The sequence below is a fragment of the Streptomyces sp. NPDC005263 genome (genome assembly GCF_042872365.1).
Lineage (GTDB): Bacteria > Actinomycetota > Actinomycetes > Streptomycetales > Streptomycetaceae > Streptomyces.
In genome coordinates this window covers 1,301,914-1,327,250 of sequence record NZ_JBIAKJ010000002.1, presented here as the reverse complement: position 1 = coordinate 1,327,250, position 25,337 = coordinate 1,301,914, and the positions used below count along the sequence as shown (strand labels likewise).

At 69.0% G+C, this 25,337-nt stretch carries 18 protein-coding genes and 1 tRNA gene; 12 read left to right on the top strand and 7 right to left on the bottom strand.

What is annotated here, in order from left to right; all coding sequences use genetic code 11:
* Positions 1-144: 144 nt before the first annotated feature.
* On the bottom strand, positions 145-1,653 hold the full coding sequence (rpsA, locus tag ACFYRY_RS13175) for a 30S ribosomal protein S1 (RefSeq protein WP_389143456.1): 1,509 nt from the start codon (positions 1,651-1,653) through the stop codon (positions 145-147).
* Positions 1,654-1,971: 318 nt separating this feature from the next.
* Here rpsA and ACFYRY_RS13170 point away from each other — a divergent pair, with 318 nt between their 5' ends.
* Positions 1,972-2,856 (top strand): class I SAM-dependent methyltransferase, encoded by an 885-nt coding sequence (locus ACFYRY_RS13170; protein ID WP_389143454.1) that lies wholly within the window; start codon positions 1,972-1,974, stop codon positions 2,854-2,856.
* Between the two features lie 46 nt (positions 2,857-2,902).
* A complete protein-coding gene (hrpB, locus tag ACFYRY_RS13165; protein WP_389143451.1) occupies positions 2,903-5,434 on the top strand; it encodes an ATP-dependent helicase HrpB in 2,532 nt (843 codons plus the stop codon).
* On the opposite strand, the gene ACFYRY_RS13160 is transcribed toward hrpB, so the two are convergent.
* From ACFYRY_RS13160 to ACFYRY_RS13150, 3 genes are all read right to left on the bottom strand, one after another.
* Positions 5,424-6,419: a DUF3068 domain-containing protein gene (locus tag ACFYRY_RS13160; RefSeq protein WP_389143449.1), complete on the bottom strand. Its 996-nt coding sequence runs from the start codon at positions 6,417-6,419 to the stop codon at positions 5,424-5,426. The genes hrpB and ACFYRY_RS13160 overlap by 11 nt on opposite strands.
* A 21-nt stretch (positions 6,420-6,440) precedes the next feature.
* Positions 6,441-6,575 carry an SPW_0924 family protein gene (locus tag ACFYRY_RS13155; protein ID WP_356766977.1) on the bottom strand — a complete coding sequence of 45 codons (135 nt, stop codon included), beginning with the start codon at positions 6,573-6,575 and terminating at the stop codon, positions 6,441-6,443.
* A 136-nt stretch (positions 6,576-6,711) separates the two neighbouring features.
* Positions 6,712-8,532: a lytic murein transglycosylase gene (locus ACFYRY_RS13150; protein WP_389143446.1), complete on the bottom strand. Its 1,821-nt coding sequence runs from the start codon at positions 8,530-8,532 to the stop codon at positions 6,712-6,714.
* Positions 8,533-8,934: 402 nt separating this feature from the next.
* Here ACFYRY_RS13150 and ACFYRY_RS13145 point away from each other — a divergent pair, with 402 nt between their 5' ends.
* Positions 8,935-9,789: a DUF4184 family protein gene (locus ACFYRY_RS13145; protein ID WP_389143444.1), complete on the top strand. Its 855-nt coding sequence runs from the start codon at positions 8,935-8,937 to the stop codon at positions 9,787-9,789.
* Between the two features lie 188 nt (positions 9,790-9,977).
* Here the strand turns inward: ACFYRY_RS13145 and polA are convergent, their stop codons facing one another.
* Entirely contained in the window at positions 9,978-12,704 is a 2,727-nt protein-coding gene (polA, locus tag ACFYRY_RS13140) for a DNA polymerase I (protein ID WP_389143441.1), read from the bottom strand.
* Between the two features lie 234 nt (positions 12,705-12,938).
* On the opposite strand from polA, the gene ACFYRY_RS13135 reads away from it, so the two are divergent.
* The 7 genes from ACFYRY_RS13135 to ACFYRY_RS13105 all read left to right on the top strand — a co-directional run bounded on the left by ACFYRY_RS13135 (position 12,939) and on the right by ACFYRY_RS13105 (position 22,061).
* Complete coding sequence (locus ACFYRY_RS13135; RefSeq protein ID WP_389143439.1) at positions 12,939-15,218, top strand: FdhF/YdeP family oxidoreductase; 2,280 nt, start codon at positions 12,939-12,941, stop codon at positions 15,216-15,218.
* A 76-nt stretch (positions 15,219-15,294) separates the two neighbouring features.
* Positions 15,295-15,783, top strand: coding sequence for a PaaI family thioesterase (locus tag ACFYRY_RS13130; protein ID WP_389143436.1), 489 nt, complete (start codon positions 15,295-15,297; stop codon positions 15,781-15,783).
* A 608-nt stretch (positions 15,784-16,391) separates the two neighbouring features.
* Positions 16,392-17,621, top strand: a complete 1,230-nt coding sequence (locus ACFYRY_RS13125; RefSeq protein ID WP_389143433.1) for a branched-chain amino acid ABC transporter substrate-binding protein — start codon at positions 16,392-16,394, stop codon at positions 17,619-17,621.
* Positions 17,622-17,735: 114 nt separating this feature from the next.
* Positions 17,736-18,665 carry a branched-chain amino acid ABC transporter permease gene (locus ACFYRY_RS13120; protein ID WP_389143430.1) on the top strand — a complete coding sequence of 310 codons (930 nt, stop codon included), beginning with the start codon at positions 17,736-17,738 and terminating at the stop codon, positions 18,663-18,665.
* Between the two features lie 5 nt (positions 18,666-18,670).
* A complete protein-coding gene (locus ACFYRY_RS13115; protein WP_389143427.1) occupies positions 18,671-20,488 on the top strand; it encodes a branched-chain amino acid ABC transporter permease in 1,818 nt (605 codons plus the stop codon).
* Between the two features lie 5 nt (positions 20,489-20,493).
* Positions 20,494-21,348, top strand: a complete 855-nt coding sequence (locus tag ACFYRY_RS13110; protein ID WP_389143424.1) for an ABC transporter ATP-binding protein — start codon at positions 20,494-20,496, stop codon at positions 21,346-21,348.
* Positions 21,345-22,061 carry an ABC transporter ATP-binding protein gene (locus tag ACFYRY_RS13105; RefSeq protein ID WP_389143421.1) on the top strand — a complete coding sequence of 239 codons (717 nt, stop codon included), beginning with the start codon at positions 21,345-21,347 and terminating at the stop codon, positions 22,059-22,061. The genes ACFYRY_RS13110 and ACFYRY_RS13105 overlap by 4 nt, the downstream gene beginning before the upstream one ends.
* Positions 22,062-22,142: 81 nt before the next feature.
* Here ACFYRY_RS13105 and ACFYRY_RS13100 read toward each other — a convergent pair whose 3' ends face one another.
* A complete protein-coding gene (locus ACFYRY_RS13100) occupies positions 22,143-22,799 on the bottom strand; it encodes an ANTAR domain-containing response regulator (RefSeq protein ID WP_389143418.1) in 657 nt (218 codons plus the stop codon).
* A 101-nt stretch (positions 22,800-22,900) separates the two neighbouring features.
* Here ACFYRY_RS13100 and ACFYRY_RS13095 point away from each other — a divergent pair.
* A tRNA-Leu gene (locus tag ACFYRY_RS13095) sits at positions 22,901-22,983 on the top strand.
* An 82-nt stretch (positions 22,984-23,065) separates the two neighbouring features.
* Positions 23,066-23,854: a helix-turn-helix domain-containing protein gene (locus tag ACFYRY_RS13090; RefSeq protein ID WP_389143415.1), complete on the top strand. Its 789-nt coding sequence runs from the start codon at positions 23,066-23,068 to the stop codon at positions 23,852-23,854.
* A gap of 8 nt (positions 23,855-23,862) precedes the next feature.
* Here ACFYRY_RS13090 and pyk read toward each other — a convergent pair whose 3' ends face one another.
* Positions 23,863-25,293, bottom strand: coding sequence for a pyruvate kinase (gene pyk, locus ACFYRY_RS13085; RefSeq protein WP_389143413.1), 1,431 nt, complete (start codon positions 25,291-25,293; stop codon positions 23,863-23,865).
* Between the last annotated feature and the right edge of the window lie 44 nt (positions 25,294-25,337).

The window sequence follows — 25,337 nt, the reverse complement described above, 5'->3', positions numbered from 1 at the left end:
GCACACCTGGCCGGGTTTTCATGAAACGACGTCGAGGAGCTGCCCGACCCGCCTGCCCGACCCGCCTTGTCCCCGGGCAACGCTGAGGGGCCGCACCTCGAAAGGTGCGGCCCCTCAGTTACCGGCTAATCCCAGCGGAGAGCGTCAGCTCTGGCCGCCGGCCAGCTTCTCGCGCAGCGCGGCGAGCGCCTCGTCCGAGGCCAGCGCGCCGGACGTGTCGGCACCCTCGGAGGAGTACGAACCGCCGCCGCCACCACCACCGGACGCCGCCGGAGCCGCGGCTTCGCCGCCACCCTCGGCAGCGGCCTTCTCGTCCGCCTCACGGGACTTGATGACCTGCTGCTGGTGCTGCTCGAAGCGGGTCTGCGCCTCGGCGTACTGGTTCTCCCACACCTCACGCTGCGCCTCGAAGCCCTCGAGCCAGTCGTTGGTCTCGGGGTCGAAGCCCTCGGGGTAGATGTAGTTGCCCTGGTCGTCGTACGACGCGGCCATGCCGTACAGCGTCGGGTCGAACTCGACCGAGGCCGGGTCGGAACCGAAGGACTCGTTGGCCTGCTTCAGCGAGAGGCTGATGCGACGGCGCTCGAGGTCGATGTCGATGACCTTGACGAAGATCTCGTCGTTGACCTGGACGACCTGCTCCGGGATCTCCACGTGGCGCTCGGCCAGCTCGGAGATGTGCACCAGACCCTCGATGCCCTCGTCCACGCGGACGAACGCACCGAACGGAACCAGCTTCGTGACCTTGCCGGGCACGACCTGGCCGATCTGGTGGGTGCGGGCGAACTGCTGCCACGGGTCTTCCTGGGTCGCCTTCAGCGACAGGGAGACGCGCTCGCGGTCCATGTCGACGTCGAGGACCTCGACGGTGACTTCCTGGCCGACCTCGACAACCTCGGAGGGGTGGTCGATGTGCTTCCAGGACAGCTCGGAGACGTGGACCAGACCGTCGACGCCACCCAGGTCCACGAAGGCACCGAAGTTGACGATCGAGGAGACCACACCGGAGCGGACCTGACCCTTCTGGAGGGTCGTGAGGAACGTCTGGCGGACCTCGGACTGGGTCTGCTCCAGCCAGGCACGGCGGGACAGGACCACGTTGTTGCGGTTCTTGTCCAGCTCGATGATCTTCGCCTCGAGCTCCTTGCCCACGTAGGGCTGGAGGTCGCGGACCCGGCGCATCTCGACCAGGGAGGCCGGGAGGAAGCCACGGAGGCCGATGTCGAGGATGAGACCACCCTTGACGACCTCGATGACGGTACCGGTGACGATGCCGTCCTCTTCCTTGATCTTCTCGATGGTGCCCCAGGCGCGCTCGTACTGGGCGCGCTTCTTCGAGAGGATCAGGCGGCCTTCCTTGTCCTCCTTCTGGAGAACAAGGGCCTCGATCTCGTCACCGACGGCGACGACCTCGTTCGGGTCGACGTCGTGCTTGATCGAGAGCTCGCGGCTCGGGATAACACCTTCGGTCTTGTAACCGATGTCGAGCAGGACCTCGTCCCGGTCGACCTTCACGATGACGCCGTCGACGATGTCGCCGTCGTTGAAGTACTTGATCGTCTCGTCGATCGCGGCGAGGAAGGCTTCCTCGTTACCGATGTCGTTGACCGCAACCTGCGGGGTCGTTGCGGTGGTCTCGGTGCTGCTCGTCATGTGGGAAAGGGCTCCGGTACGGACATTGAAGTCGTAGGTACTGCTTACGCCGGGAGCCCGTTTCGCTCTGAAGAAGCCGGACAGCCAAGGAAGCGCCACACCAGAAACTCTGGCGGCGCCTCGACAACCGAGGGGACATACAACAGATGCGAGCGCAGCCTGCTAGGTCTGAGGAGCGCAAGCTCGCAGCGCAACTTGTAGCATACGGGGGCAGCCGGACAGGGTCAATGCGCGAAGGCGCACACCAGGGGCGGATCGCCGCATACCCGGCACAAAACCTGTCTCACGAGGCCACGCGGGCCCGACGACGTCCCATTCGTGGCGTCACCGCGACAGCGGGGGCGGGCGAGCCCGCACATTAATACGAGGGAGCCGATCATCCAAGAGCCTCAAGCGCCCGAGCCCGACGCGTCCGAGCCGGAAGCCACCCGGCGCACCGCCGGTGTCACGGAGAGTTCCCGGGCCAACCGGGGCTGGTGGGACCGCAACGCGGACGAGTACCAGGTCGACCACGGCACGTTCCTCGGCGACGACCGTTTCGTGTGGGGGCCCGAGGGCCTCGACGAGGTGGAGGCCGAGCTGCTCGGCCCCCCGGACGAGCTCAAGGGTCAGGACGTCCTCGAGATCGGCGCCGGCGCGGCCCAGTGCGCGCGCTGGCTGGCCGCCCAGGGGGCCCGCCCGGTCGCCCTGGACCTCTCCCACCGCCAGCTCCAGCACGCGCTGCGCATCGGCGGCTCCTTTCCGCTGGTGTGTGCCGACGCGGGCGCGCTGCCCTTCGCGGACGGTTCCTTCGATCTGGCGTGCTCGGCGTACGGGGCGCTGCCGTTCGTCGCCGATCCGGTGCTGGTCCTGAAGGAGGTGCGCCGGGTGCTGCGGCCCGGCGGCCGCTTCGTCTTCTCGGTGACCCACCCGATCCGCTGGGCGTTCCCGGACGAGCCGGGCCCCGAGGGGCTGTCGGTCGCCTCCTCGTACTTCGACCGCACCCCGTACGTGGAGCAGGACGAGGAGGGGAACGCGGTGTACGTCGAGCACCACCGCACGATCGGCGACCGGGTCCGGGACGTGGTGGCCGGGGGCTTCCGCCTGGTCGACCTGGTCGAGCCGGAGTGGCCGGCCTGGAACACGTCCGAGTGGGGCGGCTGGTCACCGCTGCGCGGGAACCTGATCCCCGGGACGGCGATCTTCGTGTGCGAGCGGGACTGACGCCCGCGGCCGGAGAGGCTGTTCGCGGGCGTACGACACTGGGGGCGTGATCCGTTACGACGCTCTGGACGCCCTTCCCGTACGCGGGGCCCTGCCCGGTCTGAACAACGCCCTGGAGGGGCACGGCACCGCCGTGCTCGTCGCGCCGCCCGGTACCGGCAAGACGACGCTGGTGCCGCTGGCCCTGGCGGGCCTGCTGGGCGAGGGGCCCGCGCGGCGGGTGCTGGTGGCCGAGCCGCGGCGGATCGCGGCGCGGGCGGCGGCTCGGCGGATGGCGTGGCTGCTGGGTGAGAAGGCCGGCGGGAGCGTCGGGTTCACCATGCGCGGGGAGCGGGTGGTCGGGCGTCACACGCGCGTGGAGGTCGTCACGACGGGTGTGCTGCTGCAACGGGTGCAGCGGGACCCGGAGTTGGCCGGTGTCGACGTGGTGGTGCTGGACGAGTGCCACGAGCGGCACCTGGACGCGGACACGGCGGCGGCGTTCCTGTGGGACGTGCGCGAGACCCTGCGGCCGGAGTTGCGGCTGGTGGCCGCGTCCGCGACGACCGACGCGGACGGCTGGGCGCGGCTGCTGGGCGGGGCGCCGGTGGTCGAGGCGGCCGGTGTCTCGTACCCGGTGGAGGTGGTGTGGGCTCCGCCGGTGCGGCCGGTGCGGCCGCCGCACGGCATGCGGGTCGATCCGGCGTTGCTGACGCATGTGGCGTCGGTGGTGCGGCGGGCGCTCGCCGAGCGGGAGGGAGACGTGCTGTGTTTCCTTCCCGGGGTGGGTGAGATCGCGCGGGTCGCCGGGCAGTTGGGCGGTCTGGGTGCGGTGGACGTGCTCCAGGTGCACGGGCGGGCGCCGGCGGCCGTGCAGGACGCGGTGCTGGCTCCCGCTCCGCGGCGCCGGGTGGTCCTCGCGACGTCGGTGGCGGAGTCCTCGCTGACGGTTCCCGGGGTGCGGGTGGTCGTCGACGCGGGGTTGGCGCGGGAGCCGCGGGTGGATCACGCGCGCGGGTTGAGCGCGCTGACGACGGTACGGGCGTCGCAGGCGGCGGGACGGCAGCGGGCCGGGCGGGCCGGGCGTGAGGCGCCGGGGACGGTGTACCGGTGCTGGGCCGAGGCGGAGGACGTGCGGTTGCCGCGCTTCCCCTCGCCGGAGATCAAGGTGGCCGATCTGACGGCGTTCGCCCTGCAGGCGGCGTGCTGGGGGGACCCGGACGCGTCCGGGCTTGCGCTGCTGGATCCGCCGCCGGGTGGGGCGATGACGGCGGCGCGGGACGTGTTGACGGCGATCGGGGCGGTCCACTCCGGCGGGCGGGCCACCGAGCGGGGCCTGCGGCTCGTGCGGCTGGGGCTGCATCCCCGGCTGGGGCGCGCGTTGCTGGACGCGGCCGCGGTGGTGGGGGTGGAGCGGGCGTCCGAGGTGGTCGCGTCGCTGAGTGAGGAGCCGCCTCGGGAGTACGGGGACGACCTGGCGGCCGCCGTGCGGGCCGCGCGGCGTGGAGCCGACGCCTACGGGGGACGGTGGCGAGCGGAGGTCCGGCGACTTCGCGCCCTCGCCGCGCAAGCCCCTACGGAGCCTGGCCGGGTCTCCCTTCCCACGGACCCTCCGGTGAACGCCGGGGAGGACGGTCTCGTCGGATTCGTCGCCGCGCTGGCGTTCCCGGAGCGGGTCGCCAAGGCCGACGGCGCCTCCTACCTCATGGTCTCCGGCACCCGCGCCGAGGTCGGCGAGGGCACCGCTCTGCGCGGCGCGCCCTGGATCGCCGTCGCGGTCGCCGACCGGCCCGTCGGCAAGGGGCACGCGCGCGTGCGGCTCGGGGCCGCCGTGGACGAGGGTGTGGCCCGGCTGGCGGCGGGCTCACTGGCGGATGTGCGGGACGAGGTGCGCTGGGCCGAGGGGGATGTCGTCGCGCGGCGGGTGGAGCGGCTGGGGGCCGTCGAGCTGACCGTGCGTCCGATGCGCGACCCTGACGCCGGGCTCGTACGCGACGCGCTTCTCGAGGGGCTGCGGCTCGAAGGGCTCGGCCTGTTGCGGTGGTCGGACGATGCCGTCGGCCTGCGGCAGCGGCTCGCCTTTCTGCGATCGCGTCTCGGGGAGCCGTGGCCCGACATGTCCGACGAGGCGCTGCACGCGCGGGTGGACGAGTGGCTGGAGCCCGAGTTGGGCCGGGCGCGGCGGCGCGCCGACCTCGCGCGGATCGACGCCGGTGCGGGGCTCGCGCGGCTGCTCCCCTGGGCGTCCGGGGACGCCGCCCGGCTCGATGAGCTCGCACCCGAGCGGATCGCCGTACCGAGCGGGTCCAGGATCCGGATCGACTACCGGGATCCGGCGCAGCCGGTGCTGGCGGTGAAGTTGCAGGAGATGTTCGGGCTGCAGGAGTCGCCGCGGGTCGCGGGGGTGCCGTTGCTGGTGCACCTGCTGTCGCCCGCCGGGCGGCCGGCCGCCGTCACCGCCGACCTGGCGTCGTTCTGGAAGGACGGCTACCACGGCGTACGGGCGGAGTTGCGCGGCCGGTATCCGAAGCATCCGTGGCCCGAGGACCCGGCCGTCGCCGAGCCGACGCGGCACACCAACGCGCGGCTCAGGCGGTGACCGGTTCCGGTTCGGTCGTCTCGGCCGGGGCCGCGTCGCCGGGGCGCCGGCCGCGGGCCTCCAGATACAGCGACAGGGACAGCAGCAGGACGCCCAGCAGCAGGAAGCCCCAGGGCAGGTACGAGGTGAGCAGCAGGACGAGGGTGCGGTTGGACTTGACCAGGTCGACGGTGTGCTCGATGTAGTCCTCGCGCATCTTCACGTGCCCGGCGAACGCCGTCACCTTCTCCCGGCCGCCCAGCAGGCTGCCGCCGCGCAGTTCCTCCTTGTGGATCTCCTCGCCGTAGACGGGGGCACCGGTCAGAGGTTCGACCCAGAACTTGCGGACGGTGGTGTACCAGCGGGTGGTGCCGGTCTTGGCGACCGTCTCGGGGGTGATGCCCGCGACGGGCATGGTCTTGGGGAACGCCACCCTGGTCCAGGGGATGGTCTGCTCGAAGTAGTAGACCTCCACGCCCCGGAAGTTCCGGGTGCCCCGGTAGTGGATGGGGGACGTCGTGCGGGTCTGCGCGTCGAAGTACTCGTAGTCCCGTTTCTCGGTCAGGAAGGGCCACTTGAACTCGATGCCCTCGCGTTTGACCGGGTCGCCGTCGACCATCTCGCCGGTGGCGTGGACGGGTTCCTGGCTGTGGGCGTCGAAGATGTACCGCTCGGGGATCCTGGACACCATCTTGCCGTCGGGTCCCTGGATGTAGGACAGGCCGTCCCAGACCACGACGTCTCTGCCCGCCGTCTTCTCGATCTGTTCGGAGGCCTCCACGTTGCCCTTGAGGGTCTGCACGATGGTGACCTTGGAGACCTTCTTCTCCTTCATCTGGTCGCTGTAGTCGAGGAGGGTCGCGTTCCTCGCCTCCAGCACCATGTCCTGGTACTGGTTCGCCGGGATCTTGGCCAGGCGCGGGAAGGCGTACCAGCGCATCAGCGGGGACAGCGCCGCGAAGAACACGGCGAGGGCGAGCAGGACCAGACTGGTCTTACGGCGCATCTCGGTCTCCCTCCCGGATCGTTACGGGTGTGCGGGCACCGTCGTCAGCATGGGTTTCGGGGATGTGCTCCCGGTCGGGGAGCCCATGGCCGTGATGGTCAGGACCAGGGCGAGCGCGACGGCGAGGCCGGTCGCGGCGGCGATCAGTGCGCGCATGCCTGCCTCCGGGCGAGCTGGAACTGATGCATCGTCAGGTCCGGCACCGTAGCAACGGGCGGGTGAGATGAGAACACACGCGCACACAACGGCGGCGCCCCTCCGAAGAGGGGCGCCGCCGTGTCGGTCGTGGGTGCTATGCGCTCGGACTGGCCGAACCGTCGGCCGAACCGCTGGTCGAACCACTGTCCGAACTGCTACCGGACGGGGACGGGCTCGGCGACGACGTCTCGGCCGCCGCGACGGTCAGGGGGACGTTGAGGGAGGCGCCGCCCGCGGTGGTGATGCGGAGCATGTACGAACCGGCGGTGTCGTCGGCGTACAGCTTCGGCAGTTTCAGCAGGCCCTTCGCGTCCGTCTTCAGGCCCGTGAGGGTGCGTACGGTCTTGCCGTCCGCGTCCTTGAAGTAGGGGCCCTTGTCGTTCTCGGTCGGGTCGAGTGCCGACTTGACCAGGGTCGCGGTGACCGCGACCTGGTCGGCGATCTCGCCCTGGTCGGTGGCCTTCACCTCGACCTGGTCGGCGAACTCGCCGCCCGGGGCGCAGGTCAGCGCGGTGTCGCTGGTGCGGGTGAGGGCGTCGGCGGTGCGCTCGGTGACGGTGGCCTTGTAGTCGGGTGCGCTGATCGAGCGGCCGACGACGGTGCCACGGACGGTGAAGTCACCCGTCTTCTCGCCCGCCTTCAGCGCGGGCGCCACGGCCACGCCGGTGGTGTTGGTGACGACCGTGGCGACGCTCTCGCCGCCGGTGAAGGTGGTGTCGGTGTCGCCGACGATGGTGAAGCGGACGCGGACCTTGGCGACGGCTACGCCCAGCTTGGTCTCGGCACGGGTGCGGATCTTCTGGGTGAACGTGTCACCGGCGGTCGCGGTGAGCTTGGCGGTGCCCGCGTCCTCCAGGCGATCGACCGATTCGGTGGGGGTCTGGGGGGTGCTGGGCGGCGTGCTCGGCGGCGTGCTCGGCGGGGTGGAGGGGGGCGTGCTCGGCGGCGTGGTCGCGGGCGGGGTCGTCGCCGGTGGCGTCGTCGCGGGCGGGGTGGGGCTCTGGGTGCCGTGGCCCGGCCGGCCGCCGGGGTTGGCCGGCCCACCCGAGGACGGCGGGGTCCAGCCGGGGTTCGACCCGGTGTTGCCGTCGCTGCGGTTGCCGGGCAGGGTGCCGGTGCCGTCCGGGATCTCGTGGGTGCCCTTGCGGTAGTACTCCAGCCACGTCAGGACCGTGTTCAGGTAGTCCTGCGAGTTGTTGTAGCTGAGGATCGCGCTGTCACGGTCGGCGTCGGTCGACAGGTCCCAGTCGAAGCGGCACAGGTAGTGGCCGGCCGCGAGCGCCGCGTCGTAGACGTTGTTGGGGTCCTTCGTGCCGTCGTCGTTGCCGTCGCGGCCCGCCCACGCCCAGGTGGACGGGATGAACTGCATGGGGCCGATGGCCTGGTCGTACGAGCTGTTGCCGTCGTAGGCGCCGTTGTCGGTGTCCTTGATCAGCGCGAAGCCGTTGCCGTCGAGCTGCGGGCCGAGGATCGGGGAGAGCGTGGTGCCGTCCGCGCTGACCTTGCCGCCGCGGGCCTGGCCCGACTCGACCTGGCCGATGGCCGCGAGAAGCTCCCAGGGCAGGTTGCAGCCGGGCTTGGACCCCCGCAACTCGGCGGCGGCCTTCTTGTAGGCGTCGAGGACGGTCGCGGGAACGCCTGCGGTGGTGCCGCCCTGGGCGGCGGGCGGGTCGGCGCTCGGCGAGGGGTTCGGGCTGTTGAGCGGCGGCAGGTCCGTGTAGTACGGGGAGTTACCGGTCGCGCCGCTGTCGGCGATCGCGTCGGGGGCGGTCTCGGCGCCGGTGGCGGCCGGTCTTCCCTGGTCGCCGACCGTCACCCCGGGGGCCTGAGAGGCGGACAGAGCCGCGACCGCGACCGCGGCCACGGCGGTGGTTGCCGCACCCTTGTACAGCCTCCTGCCGAATTGCGCCGCCATAAAGTGAACCCCTCCCGTGGACGCCCGAGCGTCCGTCTTCGTCTGCCGGACTCGCTACGTCGTTGCCGTCAGTCGTTCCCAAAAGCCGTCATGAGAAGCCGTTGTCAGAAGTACCTCTCAACGATCGTCCTCGACCTGTTGTGACGAACGACCCGCGGTGCGGGTTGCCCTCGTTATCCTTTTGCTTGCATTGTTCGCGCGTACGGCCGCCGCCACCCTGCACGGCAGCCCAGGCGACCCTACGACAACTTCCTTTGCATGGGCACCCGTTCGTGCCCGGTTTTCACCAGTTGGCCACGTGGGGTGCCGACCCCCGATACCCGCGCGCCATGTCCCGCATACTGGGCTTCGCCGATCACCGGGCCCCTTCGGCCCCGCCAACGACTGCTGTGAGGAACCCCGTTGCCGTTCACTTTGAGCCACGCCGCGGCGGTCCTGCCCGCGGTACGCGGTGACGGAAGCGGCCGTGGGCCACTGGTACCGGCCGTACTGGTGGCGGGTTCCTTCGCGCCCGACGTGACCTTCTACGCGGCCAGTGCGGTGTCCGGGGCGATGGAGTTCGGCGAGGTGACCCATTCGTTTCCGGGCGTTTTCACCATCGACGTGCTGCTCGCCTGGGCGTTGGTCGGGCTGTGGCTGCTGGTGCGTGAACCACTGGTGGCGCTGTTGCCGCGGGCACGGCAGGGCCGGGTGGCGGAGCTCCTGCGCTGCGGGACGCCACGCGCACGGGTGGCGGCGTCCGTGGTGCTGCGGTGGTACGTGTCCGCCGCCCTCGGCGCGCTGACCCATGTGGTGTGGGACGCGTTCACGCATCTCGGCCGGTGGGGAACGCGGCTGTTCCCCGTCCTGGGGCGGGAGGCGGCGGGCTTCCCCTGGTACTGGTATCTGCAGTACGCCGGCTCGGCGGTCGCCGCCGTCGTCATCGCCGTGTTCGTGGTGCACGCGCTGCGGCGGGCGCCCGGCACGGCCCCGGTGACGGGGGTCGCGGCTCTGTCGGTACGGGACCGCTGGTCGGCCGGTGCCGTGATCGGTGGCTGTGCGGTGGTCGCCGCGGCGCAGCGGGCGACGCGGTGGTGGGACTACTGGGGGTCCACCGCGAAGCCCTGGGAACTGATTCCGACGCTGTGCTTCGGAGCGGGCGCGGGGCTCATGCTGGGCGTGCTGCTGTACGCCGTGGGGGTCAGGGTGTGGCGTCCGGTCCGGGTCGCCCACGATCCGGGAACGGCTGCCGGGGAACGGAACCGCGCCGCTCGCTGACGGCGACGCCCACGTGAGGGCGGACAACGCGCCAACGCACCCCACGCACGCCCCACCTGGGAGCCCGGCACACCCTTGCCCCGGGGCCCCGCCACGATCGTGCCCGGGCGGAACCCCAGCGCGCCTGCGCCCCTGCGCGCCAGGGCCGGTCACCGTCCCCCCTGCTCGGTTCCGGGCTTCGCCCTGATCTAGTGGGCCGCCGATTCCCAGTCGGCGCCCACGCCCACCGACACACCCAGGGGGACCGTCAGGTCGACGGCGTCCGCCATTTCCCGGCGGACCAGTTCCTCCGTGGCCGCGCTTTCGCCGGGGGCGATCTCCAGGACGATTTCGTCGTGGACCTGGAGCAGCATCCGGGACTTGAGGTCCGCCTCACGCAGGGCCCGGTCCACGTTCAGCATGGCGATCTTGACGATGTCCGCCGCCGTGCCCTGGATGGGGGCGTTGAGGGCCATCCGCTCGGCCGCCTCCCGGCGCTGGCGGTTGTCGCTGTTGAGGTCGGGGAGGTAGCGGCGACGCCCGAAGAGTGTCGCCGTGTAGCCCGTCGCCCGCGCCTCGTCGACGGCCCGGCGCAGATAGTCCCGTACCCCGCCGAACCGCTCGAAGTACGCGTCCATCAGGGCACGCGCCTCCGCCGCCTCGATGTTCAGCTGCTGGGAGAGACCGAACGCCGACAGCCCGTACGCCAGTCCGTACGACATCGCCTTGATCTTGCGCCGCATCTCCGCGTCAACCGCGGTCGGCTCGACCGCGAACACCTGCGCGGCGGCCGTGGTGTGCAGGTCCTCGCCGGAGGTGAACGCCTCGATCAGGCCCGCGTCCTCGGAGAGGTGCGCCATCACCCGCAGTTCGATCTGGCTGTAGTCGGCTGTCATCAACGACTCGAAGCCCTCACCGACGACGAAGCCACGGCGGATCGCCCGGCCCTCGTCCGTGCGGACCGGGATGTTCTGGAGGTTCGGGTCCGTGGACGACAAGCGGCCGGTCGCGGCGACCGTCTGGTTGAAGGTGGTGTGGATACGGCCGTCCGCGGCGATCGTCTTGATCAGGCCCTCGACGGTGACGCGCAGCTTCGCCTGCTCACGGTGCCGGAGCATTATCACCGGCAGCTCGTTGTCGGTCTGGGCGGCCAGCCAGGCCAGCGCGTCCGCGTCGGTGGTGTAGCCCGTCTTGGTCTTCTTCGTCTTCGGCAGTCCGAGCTCGCCGAAGAGGACCTCCTGGAGCTGCTTGGGCGAGCCGAGGTTGAACTCGTGGCCGGCCGCCGCGTGCGCCTCCTTCACGGCCTGCTGCACGGCGCCCGCGAACATCTGCTCCATGGCCTCCAGATGGGTCCGGTCGGCGGCGATGCCGTGCCGCTCCAGCCTTGCCAGCAGCGCCGAGGTGGGCAGCTCCACGTCACGCAGCAGGCCCGCGGCGCCGACCTCCTGGAGGCGCGCCTCGAAGGCCTCACCCAGGTCGAGGACGGCACGGGCCTGGATCATCAGAGCCTCGGCCTCGGCGCCGTCGTCCGCGCCGAAGGCGAGCTGGCCGTCGGCCGTGGCCGCGGGGGCCAGCTCACGGTGCAGGTACTCCAGGGACAGCGCGTCCAGGTCGAAGGAGCGACGGCCCGGCTTGACCAGGTAGGCGGCGAGCGCCGTGTCCATGCTGACGCCCGCGATCGTCCAGCCGTGCTCGGCGCAGACCCGCATCGCGCCCTTGACGTTGTGGAAGACCTTCGGCCGGCCGGCGTCGGCGAGCCAGGCGGCGAACGCCGTCTCGTCGGCCTCGTCCAGCTGCGACGGGTCGAACCACGCCGCCGCTCCCCCGGACGCGGCGAGCGCCACCTCGGCCACCGAGCCGGTGCCGAGCGCCCAGGTGTCGACGGTGGCCACACCGAGGACGTCGGTGGCGTGCTCGGTGAGCCACCCGGCCAGCTCGCCGGTGCCGAGCACCGTGCCGTCGAGCTCCACACCGCTGTCCACGACCGGTGTCGACTCGGCCTCCTCGGAGCCGGGGTCGACGGCGAGCAGCCGCTCACGCAGCGACGGATTGCGGATCTCCAGGGTGTCCAGGACCAACGCGACCGCCTTGCGGTCGTACGGAGCGCGCTCCAGGTCGGGGACCGTCCTGGGCAGCTCGACGGTGCGGACCATCTCGGTCAGCCGCCGGTTCAGCTTCACGGCCTCCAGGTGCTCGCGGAGGTTCTGCCCCGCCTTGCCCTTGACCTCCTCCACCCGCTCGACCAGCTCCGCGAACGAACCGAACTGGTTGATCCACTTCGCGGCCGTCTTCTCCCCGACACCCGGGATGCCCGGCAGGTTGTCCGACGGGTCGCCCCGCAGAGCCGCGAAATCGGGGTACTGCGCGGGCGTCAACCCGTACTTCTCGAAGACCTTCTCCGGAGTGAACCGGGTCAGCTCGGAGACGCCCTTCGTCGGGTACAGCACGGTCGTGTGCTCGCTGACCAGCTGGAAGGAGTCACGGTCACCGGTGACGATCAGCACCTCGAAGCCCTCGGCCTCCGCCTGGGTGGCGAGGGTGGCGATGATGTCGTCCGCCTCGAAACCGTCGACGGCGAAACGCTGCGCGTTCATCGCGTCGAGCAGTTCACCGATCAGCTCGACCTGGCCCCTGAACTCGTCCGGGGTCTTGGAGCGGTTCGCCTTGTACTCCGTGAACTCCTCGGAACGCCAGGTCTTGCGGGAGACGTCGAACGCCACCGCGAAGTGTGTGGGCGCCTCGTCGCGCAGCGTGTTGGCCAGCATCGACGCGAAGCCGTAGATCGCGTTCGTCGGCTGGCCCGTCGCGGTCGTGAAGTTCTCCGCGGGCAGCGCGAAGAACGCACGGTAGGCCAGCGAGTGCCCGTCCATGAGCATCAGGCGGGGGCGCTCACCCTCGGCGGTCTTTTCGGTCTTCTTCGATGCTGTTTCTGCCACGACCCCGATCCTGCCACGAGCCACTGACAGTGCGGCCCGCCCGCCCCCGACGGCCGCTCCCCGGACGGCGCCGTCCGCCCCGTTCATCACGCACGCCACCGGCCACCGCCCGGCCTCGATCGCTGTCACAGGCACGTGCGAGGATTCGGCGAAGTGCGGGCGACCGGGGCACCACCCGGAACCGACGGACACCGCACAGGTGTACACGCGGCCAGGGAAGAAGGAGAGCGCGCGATGGCAACGAAGCCGCCCAAGGCAGATCCGGTCCAGGACGCGCCGCAGATCACCGAGCCCAAGCACGCGGCCGCGGGGATCCCGGCCATCGGCCACAGTCTGCGCATGGCCCAGCAGCAGATGGGCGTCAGGCGCACCGCGCTGACCCTCCTGCGCATGAACCAGAAAGACGGCTTCGACTGCCCCGGCTGCGCCTGGCCGGAGCCGGAGCACCGGCACGCGGCCGAGTTCTGCGAGAACGGCGCGAAGGCGGTCGCCGAGGAGGCCACCCTGCGCCGGGTCACGCCGGAGTTCTTCGCCGAGCACTCCGTCGCCGACCTGGCCACCAGGAGCGGCTACTGGCTGGGACAGCAGGGGCGGCTCACCCACCCCATGTACCTCCCCGAGGGCGCAGCGCACTACGAGCCGGTGACCTGGGAGCGGGCCTTCGACATCGTCGCCGAGGAGATCACCGCCCTCGGCTCACCCGACGAGGCCCTCTTCTACACCTCCGGCCGCACCAGCAACGAGGCCGCGTTCCTCTACCAGCTCTTCGCCCGCGAGCTCGGCACCAACAACCTGCCGGACTGCTCCAACATGTGCCACGAGTCGTCCGGCTCGGCCCTGTCGGAGACGATCGGCATCGGCAAGGGCAGCGTCCTGCTGGAGGATCTCCACAAGGCCGACCTGATCATCGTCGCCGGACAGAACCCGGGGACGAACCATCCACGCATGCTCTCCGCCCTGGAGAAGGCCAAGGCCAACGGCGCGAAAATCATCAGCGTCAACCCGCTGCCCGAGGCCGGCCTGGAACGCTTCAAGAACCCGCAGACCCCCAAGGGCCTCACCGCCGGCACCGCTCTCACCGACCTGTTCCTACAGATCCGGATCGGCGGCGACCAGGCCCTCTTCCGCCTCCTCAACAAACTGATCCTCGAGCACGACGGCGCGGTCGACGAGGAGTTCGTACGCGAACACACCCACGGATACGAGGAGTTCGCGGCGACCGCCCGCGCCGCCGACTGGGACGAGACACTCACCGCGACCGGCCTGTCCCAGAGCGAGATCGAACAAGCCCTGAGCATGGTCCTCGCCTCCGAGCGCACCATCGTGTGCTGGGCGATGGGCCTCACCCAGCACAAGCACTCCGTGCCGACCATCCGCGAGGTCGTCAACCTCCTTCTCCTGCGCGGCAACATCGGCCGTCCGGGCGCGGGCGTGTGCCCGGTGCGCGGCCACTCCAACGTGCAGGGCGACCGCACGATGGGCATCTTCGAACGCCCCGCCCCCGCCTTCCTGGACGCCCTGGAGAAGGAATTCGGCTTCGCGCCGCCCCGCGAGCACGGCTACGACGTCGTCCAGGCCATCCGCGCCCTGCGCGACGGCGAGGCGAAGGTCTTCTTCGCGATGGGCGGCAACTTCGTCGCCGCCTCCCCCGACACCGACGTCACCGAGGCGGCCATGCGACGGGCCCGGCTGACCGTGCACGTGTCGACCAAGCTCAACCGCTCGCACGCCGTCACCGGCGCGCGAGCCCTGATACTGCCGACGCTCGGCCGCACCGAACGCGATCTCCAGGACAGCGGCGAGCAGTTCGTGACCGTCGAGGACTCCATGGGCATGGTGCACGCCTCCCGAGGACGCCTCCAGCCCGCGAGCCCGCATCTGCTGTCCGAGCCGGCGATAGTGTGCCGCCTCGCCCGCCGGGTCCTCGGCGACAGCAGCAAGGTGCCGTGGGAGGAGTTCGAGAAGGACTACGCCACCATCCGCGACCGCGTGGCCCGCGTGATCCCCGGCTTCGAGGACTTCAACGCGCGCGTGGCACACCCCGGGGGCTTCGCGCTCCCCCACGCCCCCCGCGACGAGCGCCGCTTCCCGACCGCCACCGGGAAGGCCAACTTCACCGCCGCGCCGGTCGAGCACCCGACCCTGCCCGAGGGCCGCCTGCTGCTGCAGACCCTGCGCTCGCACGACCAGTACAACACCACGATCTACGGCCTCGACGACCGCTACCGGGGCATCAAGAACGGCCGCCGGGTGGTCCTGGTGAACCCCGACGACGCGCGGGCCCTGCACCTCACCGACGGCTCGTACGTCGACCTGGTGAGCGAGTGGAAGGACGGCGTGGAGCGGCGGGCGCCGGGCTTCCGGGTCGTGCACTACCCCACCGCGCGGGGCTGTGCGGCGGCGTACTACCCCGAGACCAACGTGCTCGTGCCGCTGGACTCCACGGCCGACACCAGCAACACCCCGGCCAGCAAGTCCGTCGTCGTACGTCTGGAACAATCGGCGACCGACTGAGCGTTTGCTCAGCGAGGAGCCGTACGGCCGCCCGCGCGCGGACGCGTACCGATCACAACGAACGGAGCCGGACCCCATGGGCGAGCCCCAGCACGTGAAGTTCCCGCAGGACGTCATCGACGAGTACGCCGCCCTCGGCGTCGACCTGCAGGCCCTGTTCTCCGCCGGACACCTCGGCACGCGCATGGGCGTACAGATCGTGGAGGCGTCGGCGGAACGCGTCGTGGGGACCATGCCGGTGGAGGGCAACACGCAGCCCTACGGACTGCTGCACGGCGGCGCCTCCGCGGTGCTCGCCGAGACACTCGGATCCGTGGGGTCCATGCTCCACGGAGGCAGCTCCAAGATCGCCGTCGGCGTCGACCTCAACTGCACCCACCACCGGGGTGCCCGCTCAGGGCTGGTCACCGGAGTGGCCACGCCCGTGCACCAGGGACGGACCACGGCGACGTACGAGATCGTCATCAGTGACGAGGACGGACGACGGGTGTGCACCGCCCGCCTGACCTGCCTGCTCCGCGACGCCCCGCACGCCGACCGGACCCGGGAGCGCGCGAGCGACTGACCCTGGACCCGTCCAACGGCCAGTGGTACCTCAACGGCGGCTCCGGCAAAGGCCCGTGGCGGTGAACGACGCCCGGTGAGCGGCGGTCACTGACCGCCGATCTGCGGTCAGTGACCGTCGTCGGCGATCCCACACATGTCAGGCAATACGCGGATGCACCGGCAAACGCCGGATCCGCTTCCCAGGGCGTAACTCTGCGTAATACGCGCGCAATGAAGGCTCCGGACTCATTCACGTGCCCCCTGCACCCACCGCCACCTCAGTCGTCACCCAAGTTGCCTCCAGCAACAATCCCCTGCCGTCACCCCGCCCTCACCGAAACCGCAGGACACCCCCAAAACCACCACCGCGCCACCCTGCGCGTTCTCACCATGTGGACCGGGCAAATCGGCCGGAAGTCCACGCAACCACCCAACTGCGTACCGCTCTGTATTACGCCGTGTCATAACAAGAGCGTCACAGCCTTGGCCAGACACTCCTCCGCGTTCCCCCCACCCGCTTAGAGTCACGCCCAGTCACCGCGCCAGCGGATTCGAAGTCATTTCGACCCAGCGCTCGACTCGGTGCGTTCCACGGGGAGCCGCCGTGCCAGGGAAAGGACCTGATTCGTGCGTCAACGTTCGATCATCGCTATCACCGCCGCACTCGCGGCGGGATCGCTGACACTCACCGCCTGTGGGTCGCGTGACGACGACGGCAAGAGCGGCAGCGGCGACAAGACCACAGTTGTGATCGGTGTCGACGCCCCCACCACCGGCGACCTGTCCGCGCTCGGCCTCGGCATCAAGAACTCCGCCGACCTCGCCATCAAGACCGCCAACAAGCAAGGGTTCGTCAAGGGCGTCGAATTCAAGCTGGAAGCCACGGACGACCAGGCCCAGCCCTCCGTCGGCCAGCAGAACGCCCAGAAGTTCATCAGCGACAAGGACGTCCTCGGCGTCGTCGGCCCGCTGAACTCCAGCGTCTCCCAGCAGATGCAGAAGCCCCTCAGCGACGCCGGACTGACCCAGGTCTCCCCCGCCAACACCGGCACGGAACTCACCCAGGGCGACGGCTGGAAGACCGGCAAGTCGGTCCGCCAGTTCAAGACCTTCTTCCGCACCGCCACCACCGACGAGATCCAGGGCGCCTTCGCCGCCGAGTACCTGTACACCAAGGCCGGCATCAAGAAGACCTACCTGATCGACGACCAGAAGACCTACGGCGCCGGCCTCGCCGCCTCCTTCAAGACGAACTACACCAAGCTCGGTGGCAAGATCGTCGGCAGCGACCACATCAACCCCGACGACCGCGACTTCAACGCCGTCGTCGCCAAGATCAAGAAGACCGGCGCCCAGGCCCTCTACTACGGCGGCGAATACCCCGCCGCCGCCCCCCTGAGCCAGCAGCTCAAGGACAGCGGCCAGAACATCCCGCTCATGGGCGGCGACGGCATCTACTCCGCCGAATTCCCCAAGCTCAACAAGAAGGCCGACGGCGACCTCGCCACCTCCGTCGGCAAGCCCGTCGAACAGCTGCCGTCCGCCAAGGAGTTCATCGCGAACTACAAGAACGCGGGCTACAAGGACGCCTACGAGGCCTACGGAGGCCTCACCTACGACGCCACCTGGTCGATCATCGAAGCCGTCAAGATCGCAGTCGAAGCCAACGACGGCAAGGTCCCCAGCGACGGCCGCAAGGCAGTCCTCGACGCCATGGCCAAGGTCAAGTTCGACGGCGTCACCGGAGCCATCTCCTTCGACGAGTTCGGCGACACCACCAACCACCTCATGACCGCCTACAAGGTCAAGAACAACGCGTGGACGCCCGAATACAGCGCCGCCCCCAAGATCGGATGAGCAAGGCCGCGTAACCAAGCCCTCCCACAGCACACATTGATCCAGGCCGCGCGGGAGCGCCCACCAGCGCTCCCGCGCGGCGCCATATCCGAACCACTCCACGGAGGCCCTGCGGTGAACGAACTGCCGCAACAGCTGGCCAATGGACTCATCCTCGGCGCGATGTACGGACTCATCGCGATCGGCTACACGATGGTCTACGGCATCGTCCAGCTCATCAACTTCGCCCACGGCGAGATCTTCATGGTCGGGGGCTTCGGGGCCCTCACCGTCTATCTCTGGCTCCCCGACGGCTTCGCCCTCGGCGCCGCAGTACCCCTCATGATCCTCGGCGGCATCGTCATCTCCGTCGCCGTCGCCACCGCCGCGGAACGCTTCGCCTACCGGCCCCTGCGCACCGCACCACGACTGGCACCCCTCATCACCGCCATCGGCCTGTCCATCGTCCTGCAGCAAATCGTCTGGATGTGGTACCCCGACGCCAAGAAGGACCGCCCCTTCCCCCAGTTCGACGGCGGCCCCTTCGACGTCTTCGGCGCCAACATCCAACGCGGCGACCTCTTCGTCCTCATCGCCGCACCCCTCTGCATGATCGCCCTCGGCCTCTTCGTCACGAAGACCCGCTCCGGCCGCGGCATGCAGGCCACCGCCCAGGACCCCGACACCGCCAAACTCATGGGCATCAACACCGACCGCATCATCGTCATGGCCTTCGCCATCGGCGCCGCGTTCGCCGCCATCGCCGCCGTCGCCTACGGCCTCAAAAACGGCCAAGTCGGCTTCCGCATGGGCTTCCTCATGGGCCTCAAAGCCTTCACCGCCGCCGTACTCGGCGGCATCGGCAACATCTACGGCGCCATGCTCGGCGGCCTCGTCCTCGGCGTCGCCGAATCCCTCGCCACCGGCTACATAGGCGACGTCCCCGGCATGGACCTCTTCGGCGGCGGAGCCTGGAAAGACGTCTGGGCCTTCGCCCTGCTCATCCTCGTCCTCCTGATCAGACCACAAGGCCTGCTCGGCGAACGCGTCGCGGATCGGGCGTGATACCCATGACCACCGACACCACCACCACAAACACCACCGCCACGGCGCCCCACGCGACCCCCCTGATACCGCTGCCACCCACCGCGGCACGCGCCATCACCCTCGCCGGCTCCGCCACCGCCCTCGCCGGCACCTTCCTCGCCTGGACCTGGACCGAGGAATTCCCCGGCAAGCTCACCATCACCGGCTACCCCGGCGGCCTCCAGGTCCTCACCCTCGTCGGAGCCATCCTCACCCTCCTCTTCACCCTCTCCGGCCAAGGCATCCAAGGACTGCGCTGGCTCACCCCTGGCGGCACCAACAGCCCCGTCCGCCTCCTCACCCTCGGCGTCCTCGGCACCACCGGCTACGCCATGGGCGCCATCAGCGACGAACTCGGCGGACTCGTCAACCTCGAACCCGGCGCCTGGGTCTCCGGCATCGGCGCCCTCATAGCCACCATCGGCGCCTTCGCCCTCCCCGCCGACCAGCCCTACGACGACAACGACCCCACACCCAACCTGTGGGGCCGCATCCGGCACACCCTCGCCGCCCCCGAACCCAGCCGCGCCAAGGAACTCCCCGCATGGGCCGAGATCCTCATCATCGCGGCCGGCTTCGGCGCCGGACTGTACGTCTTCGCCTACGGCATCGGCACCGAATACTCCGAACTCTTCATCGGCTTCCTCATCACCGCCGCGTTCGGATTCATCGCCCTCACCCGCGCGGGCCTCCTCAAACGCCTCTCCACACTGACGGCCAAACACCGCAACGTCACCCTCACCGCGGCCTTCGTCGCCGCGATCTGCTTCCCCTTCACCCAGGGCAACGACCAGTTCGCCCTCATCGGCGCGAACATCCTCATCTTCGCCACCGTCGCCCTCGGCCTCAACGTCGTCGTCGGACTCGCCGGCCTCCTCGACCTCGGATACGTCGCCTTCCTCGGCGTCGGCGCCTACGCCGCCGCCCTGGTCTCCGGCTCACCCCAGTCGACCATCGGCGTCCACTTCCCGTTCTGGGCAGCAGTCCTCACCGGAGCACTCGCCTCACTGATCTTCGGCGTCGTCATCGGCGCCCCCACCCTGCGGCTGCGCGGCGACTACCTCGCCATCGTCACCCTCGGATTCGGTGAGATCTTCCGCATCACCATGAACAACCTCAACGGGAACAGCGGACCCGACGTCACCAACGGCTCCAACGGCATCCCGAACATCCCCGACCTGGAGATCTTCGGCTTCAACCTCGGCCTGCCCCACGACGTCCTCGGCCACGAACTCACCCGATCCGGCAACTACTACCTCCTGATGCTGCTGTTCACCGGCATCGTCGTCATGGTCTTCCGCCGCTCCGCGGAATCCCGCATCGGCCGCGCCTGGGTCGCCATCCGCGAAGACGAAACCGCCGCCACCGCCATGGGCATCAACGGCTTCCGCCTCAAACTCCTCGCCTTCGCACTCGGCGCCAGCCTCGCCGGCCTCGCCGGCACCGTCCAGTCGCACGTGTCCTACAGCGTCACCCCCGAGCAATACCAGTTCGCCGGACCCGTACCACCCAACTCCGCCTTCCTCCTCGCCGCCGTCATCCTCGGCGGCATGGGCACCATCAGCGGCCCCATCATCGGCGCCGCACTCCTCTACCTCATCCCGGCCAAACTCCAGTTCATGGCGGACTACCAGCTGCTCCTCTTCGGCATCGCCCTGATGCTGCTCATGCGCTTCCGGCCCGAAGGCCTCGTCGCAGACCGCAGGAAACAGCTCGAATTCCACGAAACCGGACAACTCGACGTACCCAAGGACACCCCACTGCCCGAAGGTGCCACCGGCGTCGCCAAGGCAGGAACGTGACCGCGATGACCACCACAACCACCGCCCCCACCACCGTCCTCGACGCCAGCGACGTCACCATGAAATTCGGCGGCCTCACCGCCGTACGCTCCGTCGACCTCACCGTCAACACCGGCGAAATCGTCGGCCTCATCGGCCCCAACGGCGCAGGCAAAACCACCTTCTTCAACTGCCTCACCGGGCTCTACGTGCCCACCAGCGGAACCGTGAAATACAAGGGCACCGTCCTGCCGCCCAAGCCCCACCTCGTCACCCAGGCCGGCATCGCCCGCACCTTCCAGAACATCCGGCTCTTCGCCAACATGACCGTCCTGGAAAACGTCCTCGTCGGACGCCACACCCGCACCAAAGAAGGCCTCTGGTCAGCACTCCTGCGCCTCCCCGGCTTCAAAAAAGCCGAACAGGAATCACGCGAACGAGCCATGGAACTCCTCGAGTTCACCGGCCTCGCCGCCAAAGCCGACCACCTCGCCCGTAACCTGCCCTACGGCGAACAACGCAAGCTCGAAATCGCCCGAGCACTCGCCAGCGAACCCGGCCTCCTCCTCCTCGACGAACCCACCGCCGGCATGAACCCCCAGGAAACCCGGGCCACCGAGGAACTCGTCTTCGCCATCCGGGACCAGGGCACCGCCGTCCTCGTCATCGAGCACGACATCCGGTTCATCATGAACCTCTCCGACCGGGTCACCGTCCTCGTCCAAGGCGAAAAACTCGTCGAAGGCACCGCCGACATCGTCCAAGCCGACGAACGCGTCATCGCCGCCTACCTCGGCACACCCTTCGAAGGCGCACCCGGCACCGAGGAAGCCGCCGAAGTCGAAGCCGCCGAGAACACCAGGGAAGGAGACGCCAAGTGACCGCACTGCTCGAGGTCGAAGACCTCAGGGTCGCCTACGGCAAGATCGAAGCCGTAAAAGGCATCTCATTCAAGGTGAACGCCGGCGAAGTCGTCACCCTCATCGGCACCAACGGCGCCGGAAAAACGACCACCCTGCGCACCCTCTCCGGCCTCCTCCAACCCCTCGCCGGACAGATCAAGTTCGACGGCAAATCACTCAACAAAACCCCCGCACACAAAATCGTCGCCCTCGGACTCGCGCACTCCCCCGAAGGCCGGCACATCTTCCCCCGCATGACCATCGAGGACAACCTCCGCCTCGGCGCCTTCCTCCGCAACGACAAAGAAGGCATCGAAAAGGACATCCAGCGCGCCTACGACCTCTTCCCCATCCTCGGGGAACGCAGCAAGCAGGCCGCAGGCACCCTCTCCGGCGGCGAACAACAAATGCTCGCCATGGGACGCGCCCTCATGTCCCGACCCAAACTGCTCATGCTCGACGAACCCTCCATGGGCCTCTCCCCGATCATGATGCAGAAGATCATGGCGACCATCCAGGAACTCAAGAGCCAGGGCACCACCATCCTGCTCATCGAGCAGAACGCCCAAGCCGCCCTCTCCCTCGCCGACCACGGCCACGTCATGGAAGTCGGCAAGATCGTCCTCTCCGGCAGCGGACAGGACCTCCTCCACGACGAATCCGTACGCAAGGCGTACCTCGGCGAGGACTGAGCACACCGGCACCCCGCACATACGACGAGGCCCGCACCCCGGAACAGGGGGCGCGGGCCTCGACGGCGTTCAGGGGCGAGATCAGCCCTTGCCGGCCTTCTTCTCATCGGCATCCGCGATGACCGCCTCCGCCACCTGCTGCATCGACATCCGACGATCCATCGACGTCTTCTGAATCCACCGGAACGCCGCCGGCTCCGTCAGCCCGTAAGCCGTCTGCAGAATCGACTTCGCCCGATCCACCAGCTTCCGCGTCTCCAACCGCAGAGTGAGGTCCGCGATCTCGTTCTCCAGCTCCCGCAGCTCCGTGAACCGCGAGACAGCCATCTCGATCGCCGGAATCACGTCACTCTTACTGAACGGCTTCACCAGATACGCCATCGCACCGGCGTCCCTCGCCCGCTCCACGAGGTCACGCTGCGAGAACGCGGTGAGCATCAGCACCGGGGCGATCCGCTCCTCGGCGATCTTCTCCGCCGCGGAGATCCCATCCAGCTTCGGCATCTTCACATCGAGGATGACCAGGTCCGGCTTGTGCTCGCGGGCCAGCTCGACGGCCCGCTCACCGTCACCGGCCTCGCCGACGACGTTGTAGCCCTCTTCCTCCAGCATCTCCTTGAGGTCGAGCCGGATCAGGGCCTCGTCCTCGGCGATGACGACACGGGTCGTCAGCGGAGGCACGTGCGACTTGTCGTCGTCGGGCGCGTCTACGGGCTGGGGCGACTCGGGGGCGGTCACGGGGGCTCCTCGTTACGGGCCGGGCAGGTACTGCTGCTCATGCAGCCTACCTAGAGGCGGGGGGCTGCGGTGACCCGGTATGCTTCCGGAGGGCCAGTCCTGCCGGGTTGGTGGAATGGCATACACGGATGTCTCAAACACATCTGCCCGAGAGGGCTTGCGGGTTCGAGTCCCGCACCCGGCACGATTGAAAGCGGATGTTCACGTTCTCGTGAACATCCGCTTTTTGCTGCATTCGGCCACAGTCGGTGACGCAGAGTGGCCATATGAACTTTCACGGCACTGAGGTACGACAGAAGGCCGTCGCACTCCTGCGCAGCGGCACGAAAAACGCCGAGGTCGCACGGCGCTTGAACGTGCCGCTCGGCACGGTCAGCTACTGGAAGCATCTGGACCGAGCGAAACGCGGCGAGTGCCCTGGCAGGCACGGTCCGAAGTGCCCGCGATGTGACGGACGGGACCTCGATGAACCCGCGTACAGCTACCTGCTGGGCCTTTACCTCGGCGATGGGCACATCAGTCACTACTCCGAGCATCGAGTGCCCAATCTCATGATCACCTGCACCGAATCATGGCCCGGCCTCATGGACGACTGTGAGCAGGCCATGCGCGCGGTCTTCCCTGACAACTCGGTGTGCCGCGTCCGCAGGACCGGCTGCAGCAACGTGAAGGTCTACTCGAAGCACCTGCACTGCCTGTTCCCTCAACACGGGCCGGGCAAGAAACACGAGCGCACCATCGCTCTCGAGCCTTGGCAGCAAGCGATCGTCGACGCCAACCCGTGGGAGTTCGTCCGCGGCCTCATCCACTCCGACGGGTGCCGCATCACCAACTGGACGACTCGCCTCGTGGCAGGTGAGCGCAAGCGGTACGAATACCCCCGCTATTTCTTCGCCAACAAGTCGGACGACATCCGGAAGCTCTTCAGCGACACCCTCGACAGGGTCGGTGTCGAGTGGACCACTCTCGCTCGCGGCAGCGACCCGTTCAACATCTCCATCGCCCGCAAAGCCTCAGTCGCCCTCATGGACACCCACGTGGGCCCCAAGCACTGACCGCCGACCTACTTGTCGTCCACGCCGATGTGGTGCACCCGCACCAGGTTCGTCGACCCCGATACCCCGGGCGGGGAGCCGGCCGTGATGACCACGACGTCGCCCTTCTCGCAGCGGCCGTACTGCAGGAGCAGCTCGTCCACCTGGTCGACCATGGCGTCCGTGGAGTCGGCGTGGGGGCCGAGGAAGGTCTCGACGCCCCAGGTCAGGCTGAGCTGGGAGCGGGTCGCTGGTTCGGGGGTGAAGGCGAGGAGGGGGATCGGGGAGCGGTAGCGGGAGAGTCGGCGGACGGTGTCGCCGGACTGGGTGAAGGCGACGAGGAATTTCGCGCCGAGGAAGTCGCCCATTTCGGCTGCGGCTCGGGCGACGGCGCCGCCTTGGGTGCGGGGTTTGTTGCTGTCGGTGAGGGCGGGGAGGCCTTTGGCGAGGATGACTTCTTCGGCGGCTTCGACGATTTTCGCCATGGTGGTGACGGTTTCGATGGGGTATTTGCCGACGCTGGTCTCGCCGGAGAGCATGACGGCGTCGGTGCCGTCGACGACCGCGTTGGCGACGTCTGAGGCTTCCGCGCGGGTGGGGCGGGAGTTCTCGATCATGGAGTCGAGCATTTGGGTGGCGACGATGACCGGTTTGGCGTTGCGTTTGGCGAGTTTGATGGCGCGTTTTTGCACGAGTGGGACTTGTTCGAGGGGCATTTCGACGCCGAGGTCTCCGCGGGCGACCATGATGCCGTCGAAGGCGGCGACGATGTCGTCGATGGCTTCGACTGCTTGTGGTTTTTCCACTTTGGCGATGACGGGGAGGCGGCGGCCTTGTTCGTCCATGATGCGGTGGACGTCGTGGATGTCGTCGCCGCTGCGGACGAAGGAGAGGGCGACGATGTCGAAGCCGGTGCGCAGGGCCCAGCGGAGGTCGGCTTCGTCTTTGTCGGAGAGGGCGGGGACGGAGACGGCGACGCCGGGGAGGTTGAGGCCTTTGTGGTCGGAGACCATGCCTCCTTCGATGACCGTGGTGTGGATGCGGGGGCCGTCGATGGCGGTGACTTGGAGGCAGACTTTTCCGTCGTCGACGAGGATGTGTTCGCCGGGGGTGACGTCGGTGGCGAGGCCTGGGTAGGTGGTGCCGCAGGTGTGGCCGTTGCCTGGGGTGTTCTCTTCGACGGTGATGGTGAAGGTGTCGCCGCGTTCGAGGAGTACGGGTCCTTCGGTGAAGTGGCCGAGGCGGATCTTCGGGCCTTGAAGGTCGGCGAGGATGCCGACGCTGCGGCCGGTCTCGTCGGCGGCCTTGCGTACGTGGTGGTAGCGCTCCTCGTGTTCGGCGTGGGTGCCGTGGCTGAGGTTGAAGCGGGCGACGTCCATTCCGGCTTCGACCAGGGCTTTGATCTGGTCGTATGAGTCGGTGGCGGGGCCCAGGGTGCAGACGATTTTCGCTCGGCGCATGAGGTGACCCTAGGGCTTACCGGTGGGTAGGGAATTGGCTGTGC

Coding starts and splice junctions, on each gene's coding strand:
- rpsA (WP_389143456.1), bottom strand. CDS start 1,653: ATGACGAGCAGCACCGAGACCACCGCAACGACCCCGCAGGTTGCGGTC.
- ACFYRY_RS13160 (WP_389143449.1), bottom strand. CDS start 6,419: ATGCGCCGTAAGACCAGTCTGGTCCTGCTCGCCCTCGCCGTGTTCTTC.
- ACFYRY_RS13155 (WP_356766977.1), bottom strand. CDS start 6,575: ATGCGCGCACTGATCGCCGCCGCGACCGGCCTCGCCGTCGCGCTCGCC.
- ACFYRY_RS13150 (WP_389143446.1), bottom strand. CDS start 8,532: ATGGCGGCGCAATTCGGCAGGAGGCTGTACAAGGGTGCGGCAACCACC.
- ACFYRY_RS13135 (WP_389143439.1), top strand. CDS start 12,939: ATGGCAACGAAGCCGCCCAAGGCAGATCCGGTCCAGGACGCGCCGCAG.
- ACFYRY_RS13130 (WP_389143436.1), top strand. CDS start 15,295: ATGGGCGAGCCCCAGCACGTGAAGTTCCCGCAGGACGTCATCGACGAG.
- ACFYRY_RS13115 (WP_389143427.1), top strand. CDS start 18,671: ATGACCACCGACACCACCACCACAAACACCACCGCCACGGCGCCCCAC.
- ACFYRY_RS13110 (WP_389143424.1), top strand. CDS start 20,494: ATGACCACCACAACCACCGCCCCCACCACCGTCCTCGACGCCAGCGAC.
- ACFYRY_RS13090 (WP_389143415.1), top strand. CDS start 23,066: ATGAACTTTCACGGCACTGAGGTACGACAGAAGGCCGTCGCACTCCTG.
- pyk (WP_389143413.1), bottom strand. CDS start 25,293: ATGCGCCGAGCGAAAATCGTCTGCACCCTGGGCCCCGCCACCGACTCA.